This is a genomic window from Cryobacterium sp. Y50, assembly GCF_002929805.1.
Taxonomy (GTDB): domain Bacteria; phylum Actinomycetota; class Actinomycetes; order Actinomycetales; family Microbacteriaceae; genus Cryobacterium.
The window spans coordinates 111,861-134,023 of the sequence record NZ_PJJM01000098.1 but is presented as its reverse complement, the minus strand read 5'-3'; the positions used below and the strand labels follow the sequence as shown (position 1 = coordinate 134,023).

Genomic DNA, 22,163 nt, shown 5'->3' with positions numbered 1-22,163 from the left:
CCAATTTGATCACCTTCCATGATGGTTGGTGGCCCTATTTTCAGTTGGCGTTTCTGGCCCTGTTTTCAGTTGGCATTAACACACGGTTGAAGATGCAAGCGAACCTTTGATTGTGTGTCCTATGCGGTGCTTCGGGACGAGAACGACTCGGGTGACGATCAGCCGTCGATGAGGTAACCGTTCGCATCCGTTGGGTGCATTGGACATGCGGTCCCATGTCGCTCCCGGAGTCGAGCGTCGTGAAGATTGACCGTCTTCGCCGCCGTCGCGTTGTGCGTGCTGCTCGGTTCCAGCCGATTTCGTGGGCTGCGCATAGAGACCGCACGGACCAAATCACTGCACACGTCATTCCCCAGCCCGGCATCACCTACATCACCGTCGCGGCGCCGCCCGTCGCGTACACGATGCAGGCAGCGGCCGCCGCCTGCGGCCCATCCGTCTCCACGCTCCGCGCTGCTGTCATACGTGGCCCGCTCGCTGCGCGATGGGTCGGCAGCAAGCTGATAATCCGGCACGAGGACCTGGCCGAATGGGTTGGTGAGCTCAGCGCAGATGACCCAGCCAACGCGCTCTAAACGACTAACGTAGAGCCCCGCGCGCCTGACTTTCTAAGTCTCGCCGGTGCGACTCTTTTTGTTTGCAGGTTGACCCGCTCCAAGGGGCACGCAGAACCACCTGAAGGCATACCTAGCCCTTCAACCCTTGCAAACACTGGAATCCGAGGGCGAGAACAGTGGATTAGAAGGCCGGTGCTCTATCCACTGACCTACGGGGGCGGGACCTTTCAAGGTTACAGGTCGCCGGCGGGGTCAGGTCGCCGCAGCGCTCAGGTCGACGAAGCCTGCCCAGGTCAGGGAGCGCTGCGCGGGGCCAGGTCGGGCATCGAGGGCGTCGCGCTGATCAGCTTCCGGGTGTACGGGTGCAAGGGGCGGTCGTAGACATCACCAGTCGGACCACACTCGACGATGCGTCCGTCGGAGATGACGGCCACGGTATCGCACAGGTGACGGACTACGCCGAGGTCGTGCGAGACGAACACGAGTGTGAGCCGGTATTGGTCGACCAGTTCGGCGAGCAGGTTCAACACCTGCGCCCGCACCGACACATCCAGGGCACTGACTGCTTCGTCGGCGACCAAAAGCCGCGGCCTCGTGATGAGCGCTCGTGCGATGGAAATTCGTTGCCGCTGGCCTCCGGAGAACTGGTGCGGATGCCGGTCCATCACGTCGGCGTCGAGTCCGACCGCGGCCAGCTGGGCTTCCACCCGGGCTCGCATCTCGGCCCGACCGACGTGCTGCAGGGGTTCGGCGACGATGTCGCGCACCTTCATGCGAGGATCCAGCGACCCCATCGGATCCTGGAAAACGATCTGCACCTCACGACGAAACTCGCGCAGTTGCCGCTCAGAGGCTCCCCCGAGCTGTTGCCCGAGCACGTCGACCGTGCCGGAACTGGGCTGGTCGAGGGCGCACAGGATGCGCATGAGGGTTGATTTGCCGGAACCCGATTCGCCGACGATGCCCAGGCGTTGTCCCGCAGCCACGTCAAAGGAGAGGTCGCGCAGGCCGTGCACGATCGGTTTCGGGGCGAATAGACGGCCACCGGGCCTCCGATACTGCCGGCTGAGCTCTCGCACCCGAATGGCGGGTTCGCCGGACACCTCGTTGAAGACTATTGGAGGGCCACCCGGTGCGAGGCGCTGGTGGGCGGCGCGGTACGGCGGCAGGATCGCCGCCGGCGCAGCATCCGCTTCGATTCGGCTGGGTGCGATGAGTGTCCGGGCTGCTGGGGGGGTGCGCAGTCGGCCACGGTCATCGACCACGGAGAGATCCGCGGCGGCAATGAGATTCTTCGTATACGGATGCTTCGGCGCGGCCAATACGCGCCCTACCGGCCCGTCCTCGACGATAGTGCCCCGGTGCATGACGAGCACCCGCCGGCAGACCTGCGCGACCACCGCTATGTCGTGGGTGATCAGGAGAAGGGAGGAGCCCCGGTCGGCCACCAAACCCCCGATGAGCCCAAGCACCTCGGCCTGCGCTGTGACGTCGAGGGCCGTGGTCGGTTCATCACAGAGCAGCAGCTGCGGGTCGTTCGCCATGGCCATCGCGAGCAGTACGCGCTGGCGTTGACCGCCGGAGAGCTGATGCGGAAAAGCGAGGGCCGCCTGGGCGGGGTCGGGAAGCCTGACCTGGGCCAGTAGCTCGATGGCACGGTCCTGGGCTTGTCGCCGACCATTTTGGGTGCGATGCACGGTCATGATTTCGGCGACCTGGGCTCCCACCCGCATGAGCGGATTCAGGGCGGTCATCGGCTCCTGAAAGACCATCGCCATGGTGTTGCCGCGCACCTGGTTCAGGCGGCGTTCGTCGGCGGTGAGCAAGTTGGCGTCGCCGCCGTTGAGGCGCACCGAGCCGGTGGCCGTGAGGGTGTCGGGCAGCAGCCCCATAACGGATGTCGCGGCGAGCGACTTTCCCGACCCGGATTCCCCGATCAGGCCGACCCGTTCGCCGACGGCGATGTCGAAGCTGAGGCCGTGCAGCAGCTCCATGAAGGGCGAGCTGACCCGCAGGTCGGTCACGCTGAGGGCGGGCGCGGTCAACGTTTCACCTGCATGCGAGGGTCGAATCGATCGCGCAGGCCGTCACCGAGCAGGTTGAAGCCCAACACCGCGATGGCAATGGCGATTCCCGGCCAGACAATGAGCAACGGTTCGATGAACAGGTAGCCCTGGGCATCCTATCCTGCAGCATACGGCCCCACGAGGGCGTGGGCGGGGGCGTGCCGAGCCCGAGGTAGGACAGCGCGGCCTCGGCGAGCACCGCGATGCCGAATGAGACAGATGCCTGCACGATAAGCATGCCGCTGATATTGGGCAGAACGTGCCGCACGCCGATGAAGAGGCCGTTCTTGCCCGAGGCACGCGCGGCCAGTACGTACTCGCAGCTCATGATCTGCCGGGTTCCGCTGCGGGCGATGAGGGCGAACGCGGGTGCCGTGCCGATGCCGAGCGCCACCATCGCGGTGACCGTTCCGGCACCATAAATAGCTCCGAAGATGATCGCGAGCAGCAGGGCCGGGAAAGCGAGCGAAACGTCGTTGCCGCGCATCATGAATTGGTCAAGCCGGCCCGGATTCATGCCGGCCACGATACCGAACGGCACGCCGAGCACGGCCGCGATCGAAACGGCGACGGTGCCCACGAGCAGGGAGATTTGAGCGCCGCGCAGCAGGGAACTGAAGACGTCGCGCCCGAAGCTGTCGGTGCCGAGCAGGTGTTCCGAGCCGGGCGGCAGCAGGATCGAGTCCGAGAAGATCCCTTCCGGGTCGAACGGTGTCCACCAAAGAGATACGACGGCGGCCAGCACGACGAGACCGATCAGCGCAAGGCCGGCCCGGAGCGTTGCGTCGCCACCACGAACCGTACGACGAGCGGACTTCGCGGGCCTGATGGCGGTCATGACGCGCTCCGCAGTCGGGGATCGATCACAGTGAATGCCAGGTCGACGAGAAAGTTCAGCACCAGCACGAACACGACGAGCACCAGCACGATGCCCTGCACGGCGGGCAGGTCGCGCAGGGCGACCTTGTCGAGCAGCAGGCTGCCGAGGCCGGGAATGCTGAACACCCGCTCGATCACGACGGCGCCGATCAGCAGGGTGGCGATCTGCAGATCGAGCACGGTCATCACCGGCACAGCTGCGTTGCGCAGCCCGTGCCGAAATAGGGCGCGTGCTGTTCCGAGGCCCTTGGCTCTGGCCGTGCGCATAAAGTCGTCGCGCATGACGTCGAGAACCGCCGAGCGCACATAGCGACTGAGCACGGCGCCCTGCACGCTGCCGAGGGCAATCGCCGGCAAAATGAGGTGCTCGATGAAGCCACCAAAATCGTCGGCAGGATCAACCCAGCCGCCTGCCGGAAGCCAGCGCAGGGTCACGGCGAAGAGGGTTACGAGCAGCAGTCCGGCCAGAAACCCGGGCACGGCAACACCGATCTGGCTGATGCCCGACAAAATCGCGCCGTCCGGCCCGCGCTGCCGGACCGCGGTCAAGATTCCAAACGGGATCGCGAACAGCAAGGCCAGAACGACGCTGGTCAGAACGAGGATCACCGTGATGCCGAGGGCATCCGCAATGTCGGGGCCGATCGGCTGACGCGACACTGTGGAGGTGCCGAAATCGCCGACGAGCACGTGCCCGATCCAATCCAGGTAGCGCACGATCGGTGGGCGGTCGAGACCCATCGCCGTGGCCTGCGCAGCAACATCCGCTTCGGTGGCCTGCACGCCGAGGGCGATGCGCGCCGCGTTGCCGGGCAAGATAGCCAGCAGGAGAAAGGTCACGATCGAGGCCACGACGACTGTCGTCGCGAAGACGACGATACGACGCAGAATCACCAGGACCATTGCAGACTTTCTCGAAAGCGCGTGAGAGGGATGCGACATCCGCTCGACATCAACCGTAGGGGTGAACGGCTTCGTCCGTTACCTGGCGATGGTCGACAGGTCCAGCGCGAGGCTCGGCGTGTTCTTCGGCACGCCGAGCAGATCGGCGTCGGCCAGTGAGATCGCCGGCTGCAGGTACAGCCAATTAGCAGATGCTTCCTCAGCCATCGTGCGCGTCGCCTCCTTCATGAGCGCTACATAAGCGGCCGGGTCGGCGGCATCCGCCGCAGCGAATTTTGCCATCACTGCGGGCGAGTCGTAGCCGGCATAATAGGTGGGGGCCGCGAAGACGCTGACGTCACGTGGTTCGCTGTGCATGATGAGCGACAGGTCGTAGTCGTGGTCGGCGAACACCTCGTCGAGCCATACCGCGGGAAATTCGAGGGCGGTCACCTCGGCGTTGATGCCAACTTCGGCAAGCTGCGCCTTGACCACCTGCGCGCCAGCCACTGCGTAGGGAAGGTTCGGAATCTTGAACGCGACGGTCAGGTCGCTCATGCCTGCCGCGGCGAGGAGGTCGGTCGCTTGGGCGGGATCGTAGGGGTACAGGTCGGCGAGCTCGGCGTCGTACCAGGGGTCGGTCGGCGGTACCATCGAGCCGATGAGCAGACCGTAGCCGCTACTCACCGTGTCCATGACCGCCTGCCGGTCGATGGCGTACATGACGGCCTGCCGCACCCGAACATCGCTGAACGCGTCGCTGGCATTGTTTATCGACAGGGTGACTTCACCCGTGCTGGCACCCTCGAGCACCTGGTAGTCGGAGTTTGATTTGAACTGATCGACCAGCTGAAACTGCGAGATGCCCGAAATGAGGTTGATGTCACCGCTGAGCAGGGCGTTGGTCTGTGCGGTCGCGTCGGTGAAGTAGCGCAGTGTGACATCGGTCAGGTACGGCGCCTCTCCCCAGTAGTTGGCGCTGGCAGCCAGGACCAGGCTGTCGCCGGTTTTGAAGGAGCGCACCGTGTAGGGCCCCGTTCCGACCGGTGCCGTAGCCAGGTCGGCAATGCCGGCTTCGGTGAACATGGTGCCGACCGGACCTGTCATATTGAAGAGCCAGCCGTTGCTCGGTATCGACAGGGTGATCCGAGCGTCGGTGTCAGTGATGGCCTCGATGCTGGCAATCGGATCGAGGTAGGCCGGCCCGTTCGCGGTCCAGTTATCTTTCACGCGTTCGAGGCTGAACTTGACGCTATCGGCGGTGAATGGGGATCCGTCCGAGAAGGTCACGCCCTCGTTCAATACGAAGTCGTAGACCAGGCCGTCGTCACTGACCGTCCAGGACTTAGCGAGCAGGGAAATGATCGTGCCGTCGTTGTCGAGTTTCACGAGGCCCTCATAAACGTTATAGAGGAGCGCCTGCGGAATGGCTGCACCGGCGGTCGTGGTATAGTCGAGGTTGCCGGGCGTAGCCAGCAGACCAACGGTCAACGTCGTGTCTGGTTCACCGTCGGTGGACGCGGTACCGGTAGAACACCCCACCAAAGCCAGCGACGCGATCAGCGTGGCCGTAATACTGGCGAGAATCGTGCGCCGGGTGGGGGCCCTCATCACTCAGAGTGCTTTGGCCGCGGCGACGAGAACCTGGGCCAGGGTCGGCACGCCGGCTGCACGAAAGACCTCGGCACCTTCGCCGTTGGTAATGATGACGGTCGGGGTGTTGCGAATCAGCAGGGCCTCGGCTTGCTCGGGTGCTCCGGCGACATCGATCTCGCGCACGGTCGAACCGGGAACGAGTCGTTTCGCCTCGGCCAGCACGGCACGCGTCTGCATGCACGGCTCGCAGAATGACGACGAATACAGGGTAAATTCCATCAGGGGCCTCGCAGATCACGCGCAAAAGAACAGTGTTTTCAAGTTTACAGGCCCTGTCGGGGGCCACCGGTAGACTCAAGGCATGACGAACAGCACGACGGATACAGCACCAACGACAGACCCGACCGCTTTCCCGACCTCGAAGAGCCCCGACCGCTTGGTCTGGATCGACTGCGAGATGACCGGGCTCGACCTGGACCGCGACGAGCTCGTCGAGATCGCCGTCGTCATCACCGACTACGACCTCAATGTGCTCGACCCTGGTCTTGACCTCATCATCAAGCCCAACGACTCTGCCCTCGCAAATATGGGCGATTTCGTGCGCAACATGCACACCTCCTCTGGGCTGATCACCGAGATTCCGAACGGCATCAGTGCGGCCGAGGCTGAATACCAGGTACTCGAATATGTCTTGAAGTTCATTCCTGCCGAACAGAAGGCACCGCTGGCCGGCAACTCCATCGGCACCGACCGCGCCTTCCTCACCCGCTATATGCCGCGCCTCGACAATCAGCTGCACTATCGCAACGTCGACGTGTCGTCGATCAAGGAGCTGGCCCGCCGTTGGTACCCACGCGTCTACTTCAATGCCCCAGCCAAGGACGGCGGCCACCGCGCCCTGGCCGACATTCTCGAGTCGATCCGCGAGCTCGCGTACTACCGCCAGACGGTGTTTGTGGCCGACCCAGGGCCCTCGAGCGACGAAGCCAAGTCGCAGGCCGCGGAGGTTGTGCACTTATTCGCCTCCGAGGTGTAATAAGATGGCTGAGTTGCCCCGCGTTGTAAACGTGGGGAAGCATGGTGGGTATAGCTCAGTTGGCAGAGCGCCTGGTTGTGGTCCAGGAGGTCGCGGGTTCAATCCCCGTTACTCACCCCAATGAAATATCGTAGCTGCGAAAAGTATCGTTGTTTCGGCCATCGAGCCGTCGAGAGCAGATGACGATGCTAGAGCTGGACGCGTCCGATTTCGAGAAGCTCGTTGTTGATGAACTCGATCTGCTGCCCGATGACATGGTCGACGGCCTCGACAATATTGTTTTCGTCGTCGAAGATCGACCCGAAGACGGTACTCTCGATACCTTGGGCCTGTATGACGGCGTGGCTCTGACCGAACGCGGCCAGTACGGCTTCGGCGAAATGCCCGATCGCATCGTGCTGTACCGCGAGCCGCTGCTCGCCATCTGTACGAACCTCGACGATCTGCACGACGAAATTCACATCACCCTCGTTCACGAAATCGCTCACTTCTACGGCGTTGACGACGACAGGCTGCACGAGCTCGGCTGGGGCTGACCTCAAGCGGTCTACCCTTGGGGAATGAGCTCCTTCCGTCCTGGCCGTCTTGTCGGAATTCTGGTCGGCACCGTCGTGATTCTCGGCTTCGGTGTCTACGGCCCCGCGATGCTTCTCGGTCCGCTACCCGCCGTGACCGCCACCACCGTCACGCCCACCATCGGTGCCTCGGCCTCCACTCCCCCGGTGCTCTCCGCCAATGGCGCGAGCGCCATCGCCGTGCTCGCCGCGACGACGAGTGATGTCTCCGGCACCACGTCGATCGGTGCGGTTTCGCAGGCTGCGGAGCCGATCGCCGTCGCCGGAACGGCGGACGCCCTGCCGATGGCGTCCATCGCCAAGGTTGTCACCGCCCTCGTCGTTCTCGATGCCAAGCCGATCGCGGAAGGGGAATCCGGCCCAGTCGTGACTTTGACTGCCGCCGACTTTCAGAGCTATCTGGATTACGATCGGGCCGGTGCTCGCTCGGTCACGGTCTTCGCCGACGAGCAGTGGACCGAGCTGGAATTTTTGCAGGCCCTGCTGCTGGGCTCGAGCAACAACCACGCCGATAGTGTGGCACGCTGGGCCTTCGGCTCTCTGGACGCCTACGTTGAAGCCGCCAACGCCTGGCTCGCGGAGAACGGGCTGACCGGTTCCGCCGTTGTGGATGCTACCGGGCTGAGCGATGGCAGCGCTGGGACCGCTACCGATCTGGCTCGCCTCGCGGGTCTCGCCGCGACCGACCGGATTGTGTCTTCGATAGTGGAGCGCCCGGCATCCGCTTTGGCGGACCGTCGCGGTGTCGAGAACACCACCTCGTTTCTGCCCGAAGAGGGCATCACCGGTATTTCGCGCAGCTACACGGACGCGGCTGGCGTGTGTTTTCTGTTCACCGCCGAGGTCAGCGACGGCGCGTCGAGCTTCACGTTCTCGGGCGCTTTCCTCGGCGAACCGACCTACGATGCCCTCACCGCGGACCTAACCGCACTCATGGAGAGCGCCAGGGCCGGAGTCGGACCGCTGTCGGTGCTGGCAGCTGGCGATGAGTACGCGGCGTTTGAATCGGCCTGGGGTGAGGAGGCTTCCGCCGTGGTCGGAGTCTCGCGCACTCGCTATGCCTGGCAAGCCGCCACGCCGGAAGCCGCCACGGTCACACTCAAGGATTTCACCACCGCGCGCACCGGCGCGAACATTGGAAAGGTACAGCTCACCGTGGCCGGGGAGAAGCTCTCGGCCGCGCTGAAGCTCGACCGCGCGATCAACAACCCGGGTCCGGGGTGGCGGCTGCTGCACCCGATCGTGATGATCACGGCGTTGCTCGATCAGTAGCTAGATCGGCTCTACCTCGGTGTCGATCGGATCACTCTCGCCCTTGTCGAAGGCGTAGCGCACGCGGTGTTGCCCGTTCACATCGCGTTCGTCGACCTCGTCGTACCAGAACACCGATTCCAGACCGGCGACGGCGGCGACCATGCTGATGCGGGCGGCGTGTTTACCGCGCACGAGCGCCCGGGAATCGATCTGGCCCTCGAGCGGGCCGTCGATGAACTCGGCGGTATACAGGGTGGGGGCACCGGCATCGTCACGGTCGGAGGTATTCATGGGTTCCAATCTAGTCCTGCGAATCCCGCGATGCCCTGGGGGTCGATCGTCTGTGTCGCAGGCGCCCTGACGCGCACGGTGGCACGACGTTCGGGTTCCTCCTCCGTGAGGTAGGCCGCCCATTCTTCCTGCCACTGGTCCCAGTGCGTTCGAAACGCCTCGCCATCGCGGTCGAGCGCTCGTTGTTTGCGCAGGTCGTCATCGGCGGCCAGCCAGACGCGTACGTCGCTGAGCGGCTCATGCGCGGCCGCGAGAGTACCGCAGCCCTCAACGATCAGTGGTCGTTCTTCGGCAAGCGGATGCCACTCCGCTCGCTGATTCGCGCTCCAGTCGTAGCGCTGCCACGCCGCGACCCCGCCTGCTCGCCGGGGTTCGAGAACGTGCCACCGCAGGTGCCGAATAGCGGCATCGAGTCCGTCCCAGCCGGGGTAGATGTCATCCATGCGCACGAGCTGCGGGGTATGACTGCCCGGCCACTGCCGGGCTAAGGCGTCAGCGAGGGTGCTCTTGCCCGCGCCGCTTGGCCCGTCAATGAGTACCACCGGGTTCGGCCCGGCAGCGGCGACGGCCTGCAGCACCGGCGCCAGCAGCTCCGCGCGGGCGCCAGACTCTGCCTCAGGCAAGAATGAAGCTCCAGGTCTCTGCCCACACCGCAACGCCGATGGCGGTGGTAGCAATCACGAATCCAATTGTGACGAGCACAGCATCCGCTGCCCGAAATCGGGAGAGCCTAGCCCAGGTGCGCGGTTCGTCGCTGCCGAAGCCGCGGGCTTCCATGGCCGTGGCGAGTTTGCTGCCGCGCCGTACCGAGATGACAAGCAAAGAGAAGGCCGGACCGAAGAATCGTCGGGCAGCACCCCGTACGCCGCCGCCGTCACCGACTCCGCGGGCCCGTCGGGCGAGGGTGAGCGAGTGCCAATCTTCGATGAACATGCCGACCAGGCGCAGTCCGGCGAGTCCGCCGAGCACGAAGCGGGACGGCAGACGCAATATCTGGGCGAGCCCGTCGGCGAGGTCGGTCGGGTCGGTCGTCGCTAACAAGACGATGCCGGGCAGGCCGATTGCAAGCACGCGCAGCCCGATGGCCAGTCCCAGTTGCGCTGAGCCCTCGGTCACCGAGATGAAGCCGAACTGCCACAGCAGCGCGCCGGAATCTTCGCCGTAGAGCACCGTCGTAACGGACGCCATCGGGGCTGCGATCCACACCGGCGCGGTTCGCAACCAGAACTGCCTGGCGCCCAGGCCACACCAGAACAACAGCGCAGCCTCGAGCAGCAGGGCGACGCCAGCCGACACCCAGTCGATGGAGAGCAGCAGTGCGCAGCTCACGATGAGGGCCACGGTCAGTTTGGAGACCGGGTTGAGTCGGGCGACAACGCTTGGGCGAATCGTCGGGGTCAGCAAACTCATCGGGCGTCCGCCCCGAGCCTGATCGAGTCGGGCATGCCCAGCCGGTATTCTTCGTCGGCGAGGGCACTGACGAACTGCGCGTCGTGGGTGACCGCAACCAGCGCGGTTCCTTCGTCGAGTTGCTCAGCCAGCAGGATCACGAGTTCCTGCCAGGTGCGGGAATCCTGCCCGAACGTCGGCTCATCGAGCACGAGCAGACGGGGCCGGGTGGCAAGAACGGTGGCTACGGACATCCGCCTCTTCTCGCCACCCGACAACGTGAACGGGTTGGCGTCGGCGAGATGATCCAGTCGCAGTCGATGCATCAGATCACCAACCCGGGTGCTCTGCTCGGCCACGCTGAGCCCGAGAGCGCGCGGGCCGATCAGCAGGTCATCGCGCACGGTAGCGGCCAGAAACTGGTGCTCGGGGTCCTGAAACACCGTCCCAATGCGGGTGAGTAGCTGTTTCGAGCGCCACCGGTGCGGCTCGGCCGGGATACCGGCTGAAAAGTCATCGCTTGCTCGCAGTGCCCCGCCGGCGGGTTTTAGCAGCCCGGCCAGCGTGAGCGCCAGGGTGGACTTTCCGGCACCGTTCGGCCCGGTCACGACAGTCGCTGTGCCCGCGCGCAGGTCGAAGGTGATGCCATCGGCGACAACGGATGCCGTGCGCCGGCCAAACGGAACGCGACCGACTGCGAGTCCCTCCGCCCGCAGCAGGGTCTCAGGATGCCGGATCGGGTGCCGCGTGGGAAACCGTGGTGGCCGGGCGGGTACCCAGACGCCGGCCTGCGCCAACCGCTCACCCTGGCTGGACAGGATTTCGCGGGTCGGACCGTCCGCGAGCACACCGCCCGTCGGGTCGAGCACGATGACGCGGTCAACGACGTCTTGCCAGACCTCGACCCGATGCTCGATGACCACCAACGTTGCCCCGGAGTGGTCGAGCGAGCGCACGACGGCATCCCGCACATCGATGACCCCGCCCGGGTCGAGGTTCGCGGTTGGCTCGTCGAGCAGCAGCAGCCCCGGCCGCATGGCGAGCACACCGGCCAGGGCCAGGCGCTGCTTTTGCCCACCGCTCAGGCTTGAAGTAGGATGGTCAAGAGGCAGGTCCAGACCGACCTCGGTGAGGGCCTGCCGCACCCGAGGCCAGATCTCGGCACGCGGCACGGCGAAATTCTCGCAGCCGAAAGCGACGTCGTCGCCGACCCGGGCGAGCACGACCTGAGAATCCGGGTCCTGCAGCACCAGGCCGACCCGCCCGCGCGCCTCGGCGGCGCGATGCCCATCGATGAGCAGACTGCCCGTTTCGTCGCCGTCTTCGGCGTCACCGAGCACCCCGGCGAGAGCGTGCACCAGGGTACTTTTGCCTGCACCACTGGCCCCAAGCAGGAGCACCCGTTCGCCGGGCTCGATCTGCAGGTCAAGACCGGAGACCGCTTGGTTGTGGCGACCGGCGTGGCGCCAGCCCCAGTCACTGGCGCGAATGTGCGCCGCTCGGATCTGCGGGTTTCGAATCAGAGCAGAGGGAACCCGCACGGCCGGGATCCGCGGGTCGCGGCCGTGCGGGATCGGCGAAGTTTCAGGCATCCGCTAGCTGATCGCGGCAGCGGGCGCGCGCGACCCTTCCCGACCGGCGGCGAACCGGCTGAGGGCGCCGGTTCGGGCCAGACCGCGCACGGCGAGCCAGGACAGCAACCCGGCCAGCACCGTGCCAGAGACGACGGCGGAGACGAAGTAGACGGCCTTGTAGCCAAAATCCAGTGCCGCATAGCTCGTGAGAGTTGTGTCGAGCAATCCAACAGCAACACCCGCGCCGGCACCGGCGAGCAGTGCGACGCCGAGCCGCCAGTTGGAGTAGAGGAACAGGGCCAGAATGATTTCGGCACCGAGTCCTTCAACGACGCCCCAGATCAGGGTGGAGAATCCCCACTGGGTTCCGATCAGCATGGAGACGACGGCGGCAACAACTTCGGTGTACAGAGCCGCACCGGGCTTGCGAATGATGAGGCCCCCAAGCACACCGGCGAACAGCCAGCCGCCGGCTAAAAGGCCTTCAAGCCCGGGCGTGAACGCGAGAATCGCGCTGAGCGGGGACCACGCGAGGCCCCAGGCCCAGAAGATAACACCGCTCGCGACACCGATGACGCTCGCTACGACGATGTCGACGACGCGCCAGCGAAAGTTGCGCTTAGTGGCTTGTGATGAAACAGATTGCTTGAGTGAACTCGTTGTAGCGTGCACTGTGTCGTGCCCTTTCCGTAGGTGAATACAGGGCACGGGATTGAGAAGCCTCCCTGCGCTGGCATTATCCAGATCAGGTTCGACGGTCGAAGCTTATTCAGCTTCCTCTCAGCCCGGTGTACCGGACTCCCGTGATCGTACCTAAGTATAGTGCCCCGCTTAGACTGACGGCATGGTGATCACGACATGAGCATCGGCGTTCTGCTCGTTTTGGCGGCCCTGTATCTGCTGCTCATGCGCCGGTTCGTTCTGCGACGGCGGCGAATAGCGCAGGGTCTGTCGGTGAGCGGCCCCTGGCACTTTCCCGCTTGGCTGCGCCCAAGAGTTCCGCGCTGGGTGCGGCGACGATTCGGGCGTCGCCCGCGCGCCGCGCGGCGGTTGCGCCACACCGGTGCGGGCCTACCTTAGCTCCGTGCGCCCATGTTCTATCATGGGCCCACTTTCCGGGCCCGGGCCAGGTGCACAGGGTACGTCTACTTCTTTAGGGCTCTGATCACCCGGGCCAGGGCGCGACCGGCGACGATGAGAAATGGCACACCGACGGCGAGCAGGGCGATGACGTTCGGCTCAAACCGGGCTGTACCGCCCGACTTGACGTAGGCGCCGATCGGCAGTGACACGCCGCCGCCTCCCCCGCCGGAACCAGCTCCACCCTCACCGGCATCACCGCCTCCGAAGCCGTAGTAGGCGAGCGCGACAGGCACCAGGGTGACGCCATCAATCTGCACGGGTTCACCGTATGCCGACTTCACACCGGCGGAACGGAACGTTTCTGCGAGTTTTTCCGGGAGGCTGGTCATGCCAACAGGTTAGCGCGACTGAGACGTCAGGGGCGAGGTTTGAAGTGCGAGGCGGGCCGCACGGTTCCCACACCGAATCGCTCGGTCACGGTATCCACGGCCAGCTCCGCGCCGCGCCAGTCTTCGTCCGGGTCCCAGAGTCCGACCGAGCCAGATGCCGTGCCAAGCTGCTCTGCACGTACCCCGATCAGCCGCACCCGAATACCTGAGGCCGCCAGCAGGTCGAACGCGGCCACCGCCTCTTCGTAGATGCGCCGGCCCACATTGCTGGGTTCGGCGAGCGTGCGCGACCGGGTCACCGTGCTGAAGTCGGTGTAGCGCAGCTTGAGGGAGACACGCCGGGCCACGAGATCGCCCCGCCGCAGCCGCACCGCCACGAGAGCGCATTGCCGCAGCAATTCGCTGCGCAACCGGTCAACATCCGTCACATCGTGTTCAAAGGTCACCTCGTGGCCGATGCTCTTCTCCTCCCGCTCCAGCGTCACCGCGCGCGGGTCGCGACCCCAGGACAGGTCGAACAGTTTCTGACCGGATGCTTCCCCCAGCGCTTTGCGCAGCACCGCCAGTGGCGTGTGCGCGATATCTCCGATCAGTTTCAGGCCGAGTCGACTCAGCGCCTGCTCGGTGGCGGCCCCGACGCCCCACAGCGCGGCGACAGGCAGCGGATGCAGAAACTCGACCGTATCCTCGGCGGGAACGACGAGCAGTCCGTTGGGTTTGGCCAGGCCGGAGGCGAGTTTGGCGACGAACTTGGTGGAAGCCGCGCCCACCGAGCAGATAAGCCCGGTCTCGGCGAACACTCGCGCACGAATGATCTCACCGATCACGGCCGGTGAGCCGAATAGGTTGGTCGCGCCGGCCACGTCGAGAAAGGCCTCGTCGATGCCCAGCCGTTCCACCAGCGGGGTCACGTCATCGAAAATTCTCATGACCCGGGTGGAAAAGTCGCGATAGAGCCCGATGTGCGGCTCGAGCACGATGGCATTCGGGCATTGCCGCAGTGCGAGCACCATCGGCATAGCCGAGTTCACACCGTATTTGCGGGCAATGTAGTTCGCCGCCGTGACGACCGACCGGCCACCGCGGTGGCCAACGATCACCGGCAGGTTGACGTACTCGGGGTGCGACAGCAGCTCGACCGATACGAAGAACGCGTCGAGGTCGACGTGCAGCACGGTCGCCGAACGGTCGTCGACGTCGCCCGCCGACACCTGCCGTCCACTGCCATCCTGTCTACCCACCGAAGAACCCTAACCCGATCCTCCGCCTATCCACTACAACGAGAGCCAGATGCCCCTCCCTTGCCCCGTTATGGCCGTTCCTGGTGGCTAAGTCAGGAAATCCGGACGGGCGATCAGTTCGTGCCCCGAAAACACGTGGCGCCCGGTTGCCGGTGGTTCGCGTTTCCTGAATTAGCCCCCGGTGGCACGAGACGGCACGGCCTGACTCTTTCTCCGCGGGAACGGTTAGCGCACAACTTTCTCGGCGCCGGCGATGCGCTGCGCAAAGTAGATGGGAATGATCGAGACGAGCACGAGCACCACAGCGATGACGTTGACGACCGGGGCCTGGTTGGGTCGGAACAGGTTATCCAAAATCCACAACGGCAGGGTCTTCACGCTCGACCCGGCCGTGAACGTCGTCACGATGATCTCATCGAAGCTCAGGGCGAAGGCGAGCAGTCCCCCGGCGAACAGCGCCGAGCGCAATTGCGGAAAGGTGACCAGCCGAAACGTGGTCCAGATACCGGCGCCGAGATCGGAGGATGCGTCTTCGAGGCTGGTGCCGAGACGGCGCAGTCGGGCGATCACGTTGTTGAACACGGTCACGATGCAGAACGTGGCGTGAGCGATGATGAGCGTCAAAATCGACAGCTGTACGTCCAGGCCGGTGCGAAAGGCGTTGTTCAGTGCGATGCCGGTGACGATGCCGGGTAGCGCGATCGGCAGGATCACCAGCAGGCTAATGGCGTCCCGCCCGAAGAATTCGAAGCGCTGCAGTCCGAGGGAGATGAGGGTGCCGAGCACGAGCGCGACCGCCGTCGCGGCGAGCGCCACCTGCAGGCTGGTCAAGACCGCCTCGAGGGCACCCTCGCTCTGAAAGGCCTTTGCCCACCATTCCAGGGTGAAGCCCGGCGGCGGCCAGGTGAGATTCTTGCTGGTGCTGAACGAGTTCACGAACACCACGAGCAGCGGGAGGTAGATCAGGGCCAACACTACGGCCGTGATGGCCGCGAGCAGTCCACGTGCCGGTCGACTCAGACGCATGACAGGCTCCTACAGATTATTGAGCGCACCCGTGCGCCGCACGGCAGCCAGGTAGGCGAAGATGATCAGAATGGGAATGAGCGCGATTGCCGCAGCGAGCGGCAGATTGTTCGCCGCGCCCACATTGGTATAGACGAGGTTGCCGAGCATCTGATTGGCACCGCCGACGATATTCACGGTGATGTAGTCGCCGAGGGAGAGCGAGAAGCTGAAGATCGACCCGGCGATGATGGCCGGCCAGATCATCGGCAGCACCACCAGGCGCAGCGTCGACCAGGTGCCACCACCGAGATCAGCGGATGCTTCCAGCAGCGAATCCGGTACCCGCTCCAGGCCCGCATAAATCGGCAGAATCACGTACGGCAGCCAGAGATACGACAGCGTGATGATCGTCGCCGGCAGCCCGTAACCCGGGCTGTGCCCACCGAACGGCGACATCATCCATTCGAAGATGCCGCCCTGAGACAGCACCGAACGCCAGGCGTAGGCCTTGACGAGGTAGCTCGCCCAGAGCGGCATCAGAATGGCGATCACGAGGAGGCGTTGCGCGCGCGGGCTGGCCACCTTCGCCATGTAGAACGCGATCGGCAGGGCGATCACAATGTCGATGATCGTGACGAGCAGCGCCACACCGACCGTTCGCAGCGTCACAGTTTGATAGAGCGAACCGGTCAGCACCGCCACGATGTTGTCGACCGTCCAGGTCTGCGAGATCTGCCCGGTGAACGAATCAACGGTCCACAGAGCGGTGATCAACAGCGCGGCGAGGGCAGCGATGTAGACCAGCCCGAGCCAGAACAGGGGCGCGCTTAGTAGCAGAGACAGCCGCAAGCGCGAATGCCGACTGAGAAATACCGAGCCCTGCCGGGCGATGGTTCCCCGCGGCTGGGGCACCACCGCCCGACGGGGTGGCGCGGAAGCGTCAACCGTCATGGTCTACCTCTATTCGGGCCGCTAGCCCTTGATTTCCTGCCAGGCCGTGGTCCAGTCGGAGTAGTCGGTGCATTTCACGTTGGTGCGCCCATCGAGGCATTCAGCGATCGGCGTTGACCAGTACCAGATCTGCGCAGCGTACTCGGCATCGCCGGCGTGGTAACTCTCGCAGTGATCGGGGTTGACCGTGAAGTCGCAGGCACCGGCGTTGGAGGGCGCCTCACCGAAGTACTCGGTGGCCTGCGCGTTGGCCTCCGGACTCGCGATGTAGTCGAGCCAGGCGTAGGCGCAGTTGGGGCTCTTCGCGTTGGCGGCGATCATCCAGGTGTCCGACCAGCCGGTCGCGCCTTCATCGGGCAGCACGACCTCGGCCGGGGTGCCCTCGGCGAGCGAGTCGCGGATAACCTGCCAGGTGGTTCCGACGACGGTGTCGCCGGTCTCGAAGGCCTGCACCTCCTTGAGATAGTCCGACCAGTATTCGCCGATGTTCACGCGCTGATCCTTGAGCAGTTGAACGGATGCCGCCAGCTGCGTCTCGTCCAGAGCGTACGGGTTCTCAATTTTCAGTTCCGGCTGGTGCGTCATGAGGTAGACGGCGGCATCCGCTATGGAAATCGGCGAATCGTAGGCTGTCACAGCACCCTTATAGGCGGACGACTTGTCGAACACCACGTCCCAGGACGTTGGCGCCGGGGTCACGACCTCCGTGTTGTACATCAGCAGGTTGGCGCCGTAGCCGTGCGGAATGCCGTAGGAGACACCGTCGACACTGTTCCAGGACTGCATCTTTAGAAAGTCGAAGATGCCCTCATAGTTGGGAATGAGGTCGGTGTTGACGGGGGCGACATCACCGGCGGCCACGAGCCGCAGCGAGGCGTCACCGGAGGCAGCGACGACGTCGTAGTCACCGGTCTTCATGAGGCTGAACGCTTCGTCGGAAGTGCCGTAGGTTTTGCTCGTGACGGTGCAGCCGGTCTCGTCTTCGAACGCGCTCACCCAGTCAACCTCTGGGTCGTTGCTGCCGTCCTCGACGTAGCCCGGCCAGGCCAGCAGGGAGACGCTGCCCTCCAGCTCGCCGAGTTCGGTCTGAGCCTCGGTCGGTTCGGTCGCGCCGCCGCCCTGGCTGGTGCCGCAGGCGGTGAGGAGCAGTGCGGTAGTCAGGATCGCTACACCGGTGAGGGTGAGCGATGTTCGGCGTGCGGGGGTGCGTTTCATGACGTTCTCCATTCGTGAATCGGTCAGGGGTGGGAAGAGAGGGCAGGCTCGGCGAGGGTGACGATGTCGGAGCTGTTCCAGCCCACGGTGACCCGAGCGCCGCGTCCGTTTGTCGCCACACGGTGCGCATCGTTTTGTTCGAGTACGACGACGCGCGTTCCGACGTCGAGATCGACGATGAGCTGAGTGCTGCTGCCGACGTAGATGACCTCCGCGAGAACGCCGGCCGCGGTGCGATCGGCGTTCAGGGGCAGGTTCTCGGTGGTCACGCTGATCTTCTCCGGACGCACCGAATGGGTGCCGTTTCGGCCAAGGAGCGCGCGAGAGATGTCGTCGTCGAAAATATTGGATGTGCCCACGAAAGCCGCGACGAAGGGCGAAGATGGTCGCTCGTAGATCTCGGCCGGCGTGCCGAGCTGCTCGATCCTGCCCTCGTTGAACACCGCGATGCGGTCGCTGAGGGTGAGCGCCTCCTGCTGATCGTGGGTGACGAAGATGAAGGTGATGCCGAGATTGCGCTGCAGTTCCTTAAGCTCGACCTGCATCTGCTCGCGCAGCTTGAGGTCGAGGGCACCAAGAGGTTCGTCCAGCAGCAACACCTTGGGTTGCACGACGGTCGCCCGTGCCAGGGCGACCCGCTGGCGTTGCCCGCCGGAGAGCTGGCTCGGCTTGCGATCGGCGAATCCACCGAGCCGCACGGTGTCGAGGGCCTGTCTGGCCTGCTCCTGCCTGGCCCGTTTGGCAACCCCACGCACCCGCAGCCCGTAGGCGACGTTATCGAGCACGCTCATGTGCGGAAACAGGGCGTAGTCCTGAAACACGGTATTGACATCGCGGTCAAACGGCGCCCGGTCGGTGACGTCCTGGCCGAGCAGCGAAATCGTACCGCTGGTGGGCTGTTCAAAGCCGGCGATCAGGCGCAACACCGTGGTTTTGCCCGAACCGGACGGTCCGAGCATGGAGAAGAATTCCCCCGCGACGATATCGAGGTCGACCCCGTCGACGGCGTTGACCGAGCCAAAACTCTTGGTCAGCCCGGTCAAGCGGATGGCGGGCTGCGCACCGGTCACGATATTTTCCTGCTCATAGAACGACTCCCTGCTCACTCACAGGCTAATCATATGGAGTTAGATGTCATAAAAGTGCGCCGTGATGTTACGGTCGGGTCACAACCTGAAATGAGCAGCCCATGCCGCAGTCCATCCGCGCCGGATCGGGAACCCGCGCGGCTATTTTTACCCCACTTGACGGAGCCGGCCGGGCCGAACTGGTTTTGCAGCGCCTCACCGACGCCATCGTGCTCGGGGTGCTGCACGACGGCGAACGCCTGCCGAGCGAGGCCGAACTGGCCAGGCAGCTCGGCGTCGCCACGGTCACCGCCCGAGAAGCACTTGAGATTCTGCGTCGCAACAAGCTCGTGCACACCAAGCGCGGCCGCGACGGTGGCAGTTTTGTCACGTTCGCCGGGCGGGGCGCGAACGACCTTCAGGACGAACGGCTGCTAGCCTGGTCGCGGGTTCAAATGCGCGACCTCGGCGTGCACTATTCCGCGATCGCCGGTCTGGCCGCCGAACTCGCCGCCGACCGCGCCAGTGCGGCAGATATCGACAACCTCGAGCGCATTCTCGATCGCGCCGATGCCGGCACAGCGGATGCCGCGCGCCGCGGCCAGGGCACGTTTCGTCTCGAGGTGGCCGCGCTGAGCCAGTCCGCCCGACTGGTGCGCGAAGAACTGCGCTTGCAGGCCGAATTCGGCTCCCTGCTCTGGCTCAGCCTGCGCGACCCCCTCCGGCGGGAACGCTGCCGTGCGGTGCAACGCGAGACGGTCGCCGCCGTCGTCGCCGAGAACGGCGCTCGGGCCCGGCAGCTCACCGTGACCCAGATCACCGACTCCATCGAGTGGCTGATCGAGGCCAAGTCCATTCTGGAACAGGAAAGCGTGTCACAAATGCCAGCCAGAACAACGACACCGGAGCGCGAGGAGACCCGCTCATGACGTTCGAGTCGCTCATTCACAGCGATGCGCAAAGCTTCGCCAGCGTGTCCCGGATAGCGGCCGTCTTCGACCCCGTGTTCGCGCGCCTCGAGGGCTGGGCCGCGCGGGTCGAAGACTGCGCCAGCCAGCCCGACTGCGGCCAGACCACACTCGATCCCCTGATCGAAACCCTGGTCAGAACGGAACTCGCCGACTCCGATGGGATGGTGATCGGGGCCGGCTTCGTCTCCGCGCCGAGCTTCTTGGGTTGGCACCTGGCTTGGTGGCTGGGCGGGCAGAACCAGGCGGAGTCTGCGCTGCCGGCCACCGGCATCCATCATTTGGAAACGGTTGAAGATCCTCACGATGAGAGTTTCCGCGACTACACGGCGTTGGAATGGTGGCGGATTCCCGCCCAGACCGGGCGCCGGCACGTGACCGGGCCCTACGTGGACTATCTGTGCACCGACGAGTACACCCTCACGCTGACCCTGCCGGTCTACCGCGGCGGATCCGAGCTAATCGGCGTGGTCGGAATCGACCTGTCGGTGGATCAGATCGAGCGCGAACTCGTGCCGCGCCTGGGCGCAGGCGGTGTGCCGGTGACGGTCATCAACGCCAGCGCGCGGGTCGTCGTCTCGACCGACGTCCACCTCGCCACCGGCGCACTGCTGCGCCTGCCGGGGCTGACCGAGCGCCTGCGCGACCGGGCACCGACACCGGCTCTCCTAGCCGACGGGGCACACACGTTCCGGTGGTGCGGCCAGACCGGACTCGCCGTCGTGGTCGGCCCGGCCGAGGGTCAGCCGATCGAGGTGCCGAAGACCAAGCCGAGCAGGTAGGTCACCGCGGCCGCGCCGAGGCCGATGACGAGCTGCCGCAGGGCACGCTTGAGCGGCGGCCCGCCGGAGAGCAGGCCGACGACGGCGCCGGTCGCGAGCAATGCCACGCCGACGAGCACGGTCGCCAGGATCATGGCTGGGTAGCCGCTCAGGCCGAACAAGTAGGGCAGCACGGGCAGCAGCGCTCCCGATGCGAAGAAGCAAAAGCTTGAGAGCGCCGCGCCAGTGCCCGTGCCGACAGCCTCGTGCTCGTCGGGCTCGGCGGGCTCGGCGGGCTCGGCGATCGCGTTGGTGACCGCGGAAATCGGACCGGTTACCGCATACGCGGTGGCCAGCACTCCACGGGCATAGGTCTCGGCCTCGGCCTCGGACATGCCGCGAGCCCGGTAAACCAGGGTCAGCTCGTTGGCGGCGAGGTCGAGGTGCGAGAGCACGCTCTTGGCCGGTGCGGCCGGGGTGGATGCCTCGAGCAACTCCCGCTGGGACCGCACCGAGACATATTCGCCAGCGCCCATCGAGAGCGCCCCGGCCAACAATCCGGCAATCCCGGTGAACAGAATCGCCGCGGCCGGCACGCCGGTGGCGCCGATGCCGAGCACGAGGGCGAGGTTGCTGACTAGGCCGTCATTGACACCGAACACGGCAGCGCGAAAGGTGCCGGACAGGCGTTTGCGCCCGCGGGCGGCGAGGCCGCGCACGACCTCTTCGTGCACGGTCTCATCGGCCGCCATGGCGTTGGTCGCGTCAGCATCCGCGTCGTAGGGCGACCGGCCCTCGGCCCGTTGGGCAAGGGCGAGAACGAACACCGACCCGAACCGCCGTGCGAGCAGCCCCAAAAACCGGGTACGCAGCGCGCCACGACGCTGCGAGCCTACATCGCTGCCGAGCAGTTGCCGCCAGTGTTCTTCGTGCCGCCCCTCCGCCTCGGCGAGGGCGAGCAAAATTTGGCGCTCCTCACCAGCCCGACGGTTAGCGAGGTCGCGATACACGGCGGCCTCGGCCTGTTCGTCAGCCAGGTACTGCCGCCACCGACGGATGTCGCGGGTCGACGGGGCGCGCTCGCCCGACTCTGGAGTGAGTGCATTCACGCCTCCGGCGCCGCTTCCAGGAAGCTCTGCGGGATGCGCGCGGAGTCGTGCGGGCCAGAGCCGTCGAGACCGAAGAATGGTTCCTCGAATCGAACGACCCAGAATTTTTCCCGCACGACGGTCGGTGCGTAGAGTCCGGCCCCCTCAGACTCCCCCGCCGCCACGATCACGCCGATCGGGTCGTCACTGAGAGACTCGGGATACCGGCTGCGATCGAGCCGCACGATGACCTGCACGCCCACTCCGAAAACAGCGCCCTGACCACTCATGCG

General features: G+C 65.1%; 25 protein-coding genes, 1 tRNA gene and 1 riboswitch. Of the genes, 8 read left to right on the top strand and 18 right to left on the bottom strand.

The features are described 5' to 3' along the window. Window positions 1-239 precede the first annotated feature (239 nt). Window positions 240-575, top strand: a complete 336-nt coding sequence (locus CXY73_RS14930; protein WP_146071769.1) for a helix-turn-helix domain-containing protein — start codon at window positions 240-242, stop codon at window positions 573-575. 275 nt (window positions 576-850) lie between these two features. Here the strand turns inward: CXY73_RS14930 and CXY73_RS14925 are convergent, their stop codons facing one another. The 5 genes from CXY73_RS14925 to CXY73_RS14905 form a co-directional block, all read right to left on the bottom strand. Next, a complete protein-coding gene (locus CXY73_RS14925) occupies window positions 851-2,602 on the bottom strand; it encodes a dipeptide ABC transporter ATP-binding protein (protein WP_368665877.1) in 1,752 nt (583 codons plus the stop codon). 4 nt (window positions 2,603-2,606) lie between these two features. Then, window positions 2,607-3,461: an ABC transporter permease gene (locus CXY73_RS14920; RefSeq protein ID WP_369831247.1), complete on the bottom strand. Its 855-nt coding sequence runs from the start codon at window positions 3,459-3,461 to the stop codon at window positions 2,607-2,609. Beyond that, window positions 3,458-4,405 carry an ABC transporter permease gene (locus CXY73_RS14915; RefSeq protein WP_104178138.1) on the bottom strand — a complete coding sequence of 316 codons (948 nt, stop codon included), beginning with the start codon at window positions 4,403-4,405 and terminating at the stop codon, window positions 3,458-3,460. The genes CXY73_RS14920 and CXY73_RS14915 overlap by 4 nt, the downstream gene beginning before the upstream one ends. A 78-nt stretch (window positions 4,406-4,483) precedes the next feature. After that, a complete protein-coding gene (locus CXY73_RS14910; RefSeq protein ID WP_104178147.1) occupies window positions 4,484-5,995 on the bottom strand; it encodes an ABC transporter substrate-binding protein in 1,512 nt (503 codons plus the stop codon). A 3-nt stretch (window positions 5,996-5,998) separates the two neighbouring features. After that, window positions 5,999-6,217 carry a thioredoxin gene (locus CXY73_RS14905; protein WP_233195426.1) on the bottom strand — a complete coding sequence of 73 codons (219 nt, stop codon included), beginning with the start codon at window positions 6,215-6,217 and terminating at the stop codon, window positions 5,999-6,001. A gap of 124 nt (window positions 6,218-6,341) precedes the next feature. Between CXY73_RS14905 and orn the strand changes: the two genes are divergently transcribed. The 4 genes from orn to CXY73_RS14885 all read left to right on the top strand — a co-directional run bounded on the left by orn (window position 6,342) and on the right by CXY73_RS14885 (window position 8,863). Next, window positions 6,342-7,016 carry an oligoribonuclease gene (gene orn, locus CXY73_RS14900; RefSeq protein WP_104178137.1) on the top strand — a complete coding sequence of 225 codons (675 nt, stop codon included), beginning with the start codon at window positions 6,342-6,344 and terminating at the stop codon, window positions 7,014-7,016. 44 nt (window positions 7,017-7,060) lie between these two features. Then, a tRNA-His gene (locus tag CXY73_RS14895) sits at window positions 7,061-7,136 on the top strand. Window positions 7,137-7,201: 65 nt separating this feature from the next. Then, window positions 7,202-7,552 carry a metallopeptidase family protein gene (locus tag CXY73_RS14890; RefSeq protein ID WP_104178146.1) on the top strand — a complete coding sequence of 117 codons (351 nt, stop codon included), beginning with the start codon at window positions 7,202-7,204 and terminating at the stop codon, window positions 7,550-7,552. 24 nt (window positions 7,553-7,576) lie between these two features. Next, window positions 7,577-8,863, top strand: a complete 1,287-nt coding sequence (locus tag CXY73_RS14885; protein WP_104178136.1) for a D-alanyl-D-alanine carboxypeptidase family protein — start codon at window positions 7,577-7,579, stop codon at window positions 8,861-8,863. On the opposite strand, the gene CXY73_RS14880 is transcribed toward CXY73_RS14885, so the two are convergent. Genes CXY73_RS14880 through CXY73_RS14860 form a run of 5 tightly spaced genes read right to left on the bottom strand, consistent with a single transcriptional unit; the run spans window position 8,864 to window position 12,771 of the window. Next, window positions 8,864-9,136 carry a hypothetical protein gene (locus CXY73_RS14880; RefSeq protein WP_104135383.1) on the bottom strand — a complete coding sequence of 91 codons (273 nt, stop codon included), beginning with the start codon at window positions 9,134-9,136 and terminating at the stop codon, window positions 8,864-8,866. It abuts the gene before it with no gap. Then, window positions 9,133-9,759, bottom strand: coding sequence for an AAA family ATPase (locus CXY73_RS14875; protein WP_233198365.1), 627 nt, complete (start codon window positions 9,757-9,759; stop codon window positions 9,133-9,135). Before CXY73_RS14875 ends, CXY73_RS14880 begins: the two co-directional genes overlap by 4 nt. Beyond that, on the bottom strand, window positions 9,752-10,546 hold the full coding sequence (locus tag CXY73_RS14870) for an energy-coupling factor transporter transmembrane protein EcfT (RefSeq protein WP_104135384.1): 795 nt from the start codon (window positions 10,544-10,546) through the stop codon (window positions 9,752-9,754). Before CXY73_RS14870 ends, CXY73_RS14875 begins: the two co-directional genes overlap by 8 nt. After that, on the bottom strand, window positions 10,543-12,117 hold the full coding sequence (locus CXY73_RS14865; protein WP_104178135.1) for an ABC transporter ATP-binding protein: 1,575 nt from the start codon (window positions 12,115-12,117) through the stop codon (window positions 10,543-10,545). The genes CXY73_RS14870 and CXY73_RS14865 overlap by 4 nt, the downstream gene beginning before the upstream one ends. Window positions 12,118-12,120: 3 nt before the next feature. Then, window positions 12,121-12,771 carry an ECF transporter S component gene (locus CXY73_RS14860; RefSeq protein ID WP_104135441.1) on the bottom strand — a complete coding sequence of 217 codons (651 nt, stop codon included), beginning with the start codon at window positions 12,769-12,771 and terminating at the stop codon, window positions 12,121-12,123. A gap of 33 nt (window positions 12,772-12,804) precedes the next feature. Beyond that, a riboswitch (TPP riboswitch) is annotated at window positions 12,805-12,914 on the bottom strand. Window positions 12,915-12,957: 43 nt separating this feature from the next. On the opposite strand from CXY73_RS14860, the gene CXY73_RS21600 reads away from it, so the two are divergent. After that, window positions 12,958-13,179: a hypothetical protein gene (locus CXY73_RS21600; protein WP_146071768.1), complete on the top strand. Its 222-nt coding sequence runs from the start codon at window positions 12,958-12,960 to the stop codon at window positions 13,177-13,179. Window positions 13,180-13,244: 65 nt separating this feature from the next. Here the strand turns inward: CXY73_RS21600 and CXY73_RS14855 are convergent, their stop codons facing one another. The 6 genes from CXY73_RS14855 to CXY73_RS14830 form a co-directional block, all read right to left on the bottom strand. Then, the gene (locus CXY73_RS14855) at window positions 13,245-13,571 is read right to left on the bottom strand and encodes a hypothetical protein (protein WP_104135386.1); all 327 of its coding nucleotides are present in this window, start codon (window positions 13,569-13,571) and stop codon (window positions 13,245-13,247) included. A 26-nt stretch (window positions 13,572-13,597) separates the two neighbouring features. Further along, window positions 13,598-14,812 carry a DNA polymerase IV gene (gene dinB, locus CXY73_RS14850; RefSeq protein ID WP_104135387.1) on the bottom strand — a complete coding sequence of 405 codons (1,215 nt, stop codon included), beginning with the start codon at window positions 14,810-14,812 and terminating at the stop codon, window positions 13,598-13,600. A gap of 225 nt (window positions 14,813-15,037) precedes the next feature. Next, complete coding sequence (locus tag CXY73_RS14845) at window positions 15,038-15,838, bottom strand: ABC transporter permease (protein ID WP_104178134.1); 801 nt, start codon at window positions 15,836-15,838, stop codon at window positions 15,038-15,040. A 9-nt stretch (window positions 15,839-15,847) separates the two neighbouring features. Next, window positions 15,848-16,771, bottom strand: a complete 924-nt coding sequence (locus CXY73_RS14840) for an ABC transporter permease (RefSeq protein ID WP_104135389.1) — start codon at window positions 16,769-16,771, stop codon at window positions 15,848-15,850. A gap of 21 nt (window positions 16,772-16,792) precedes the next feature. Beyond that, window positions 16,793-17,986 carry an ABC transporter substrate-binding protein gene (locus tag CXY73_RS14835; protein ID WP_233198364.1) on the bottom strand — a complete coding sequence of 398 codons (1,194 nt, stop codon included), beginning with the start codon at window positions 17,984-17,986 and terminating at the stop codon, window positions 16,793-16,795. Between the two features lie 23 nt (window positions 17,987-18,009). Next, window positions 18,010-19,092, bottom strand: a complete 1,083-nt coding sequence (locus CXY73_RS14830; protein WP_233198363.1) for an ABC transporter ATP-binding protein — start codon at window positions 19,090-19,092, stop codon at window positions 18,010-18,012. 83 nt (window positions 19,093-19,175) lie between these two features. On the opposite strand from CXY73_RS14830, the gene CXY73_RS14825 reads away from it, so the two are divergent. Together CXY73_RS14825 and CXY73_RS14820 are read left to right on the top strand one after the other, a co-directional pair. After that, window positions 19,176-19,982, top strand: coding sequence for a FadR/GntR family transcriptional regulator (locus CXY73_RS14825; RefSeq protein WP_104135392.1), 807 nt, complete (start codon window positions 19,176-19,178; stop codon window positions 19,980-19,982). Continuing rightward, window positions 19,979-20,803: a cache domain-containing protein gene (locus tag CXY73_RS14820; RefSeq protein ID WP_104135393.1), complete on the top strand. Its 825-nt coding sequence runs from the start codon at window positions 19,979-19,981 to the stop codon at window positions 20,801-20,803. Before CXY73_RS14825 ends, CXY73_RS14820 begins: the two co-directional genes overlap by 4 nt. On the opposite strand, the gene CXY73_RS14815 is transcribed toward CXY73_RS14820, so the two are convergent. Together CXY73_RS14815 and CXY73_RS14810 are read right to left on the bottom strand one after the other, a co-directional pair. Continuing rightward, window positions 20,764-21,891 (bottom strand): VIT1/CCC1 transporter family protein, encoded by a 1,128-nt coding sequence (locus CXY73_RS14815; protein ID WP_104178133.1) that lies wholly within the window; start codon window positions 21,889-21,891, stop codon window positions 20,764-20,766. The two genes, CXY73_RS14820 and CXY73_RS14815, sit on opposite strands and share 40 nt — an antisense overlap. After that, window positions 21,888-22,160 (bottom strand): hypothetical protein, encoded by a 273-nt coding sequence (locus CXY73_RS14810; RefSeq protein ID WP_104135395.1) that lies wholly within the window; start codon window positions 22,158-22,160, stop codon window positions 21,888-21,890. The genes CXY73_RS14815 and CXY73_RS14810 overlap by 4 nt, the downstream gene beginning before the upstream one ends. Window positions 22,161-22,163 lie beyond the last annotated feature (3 nt).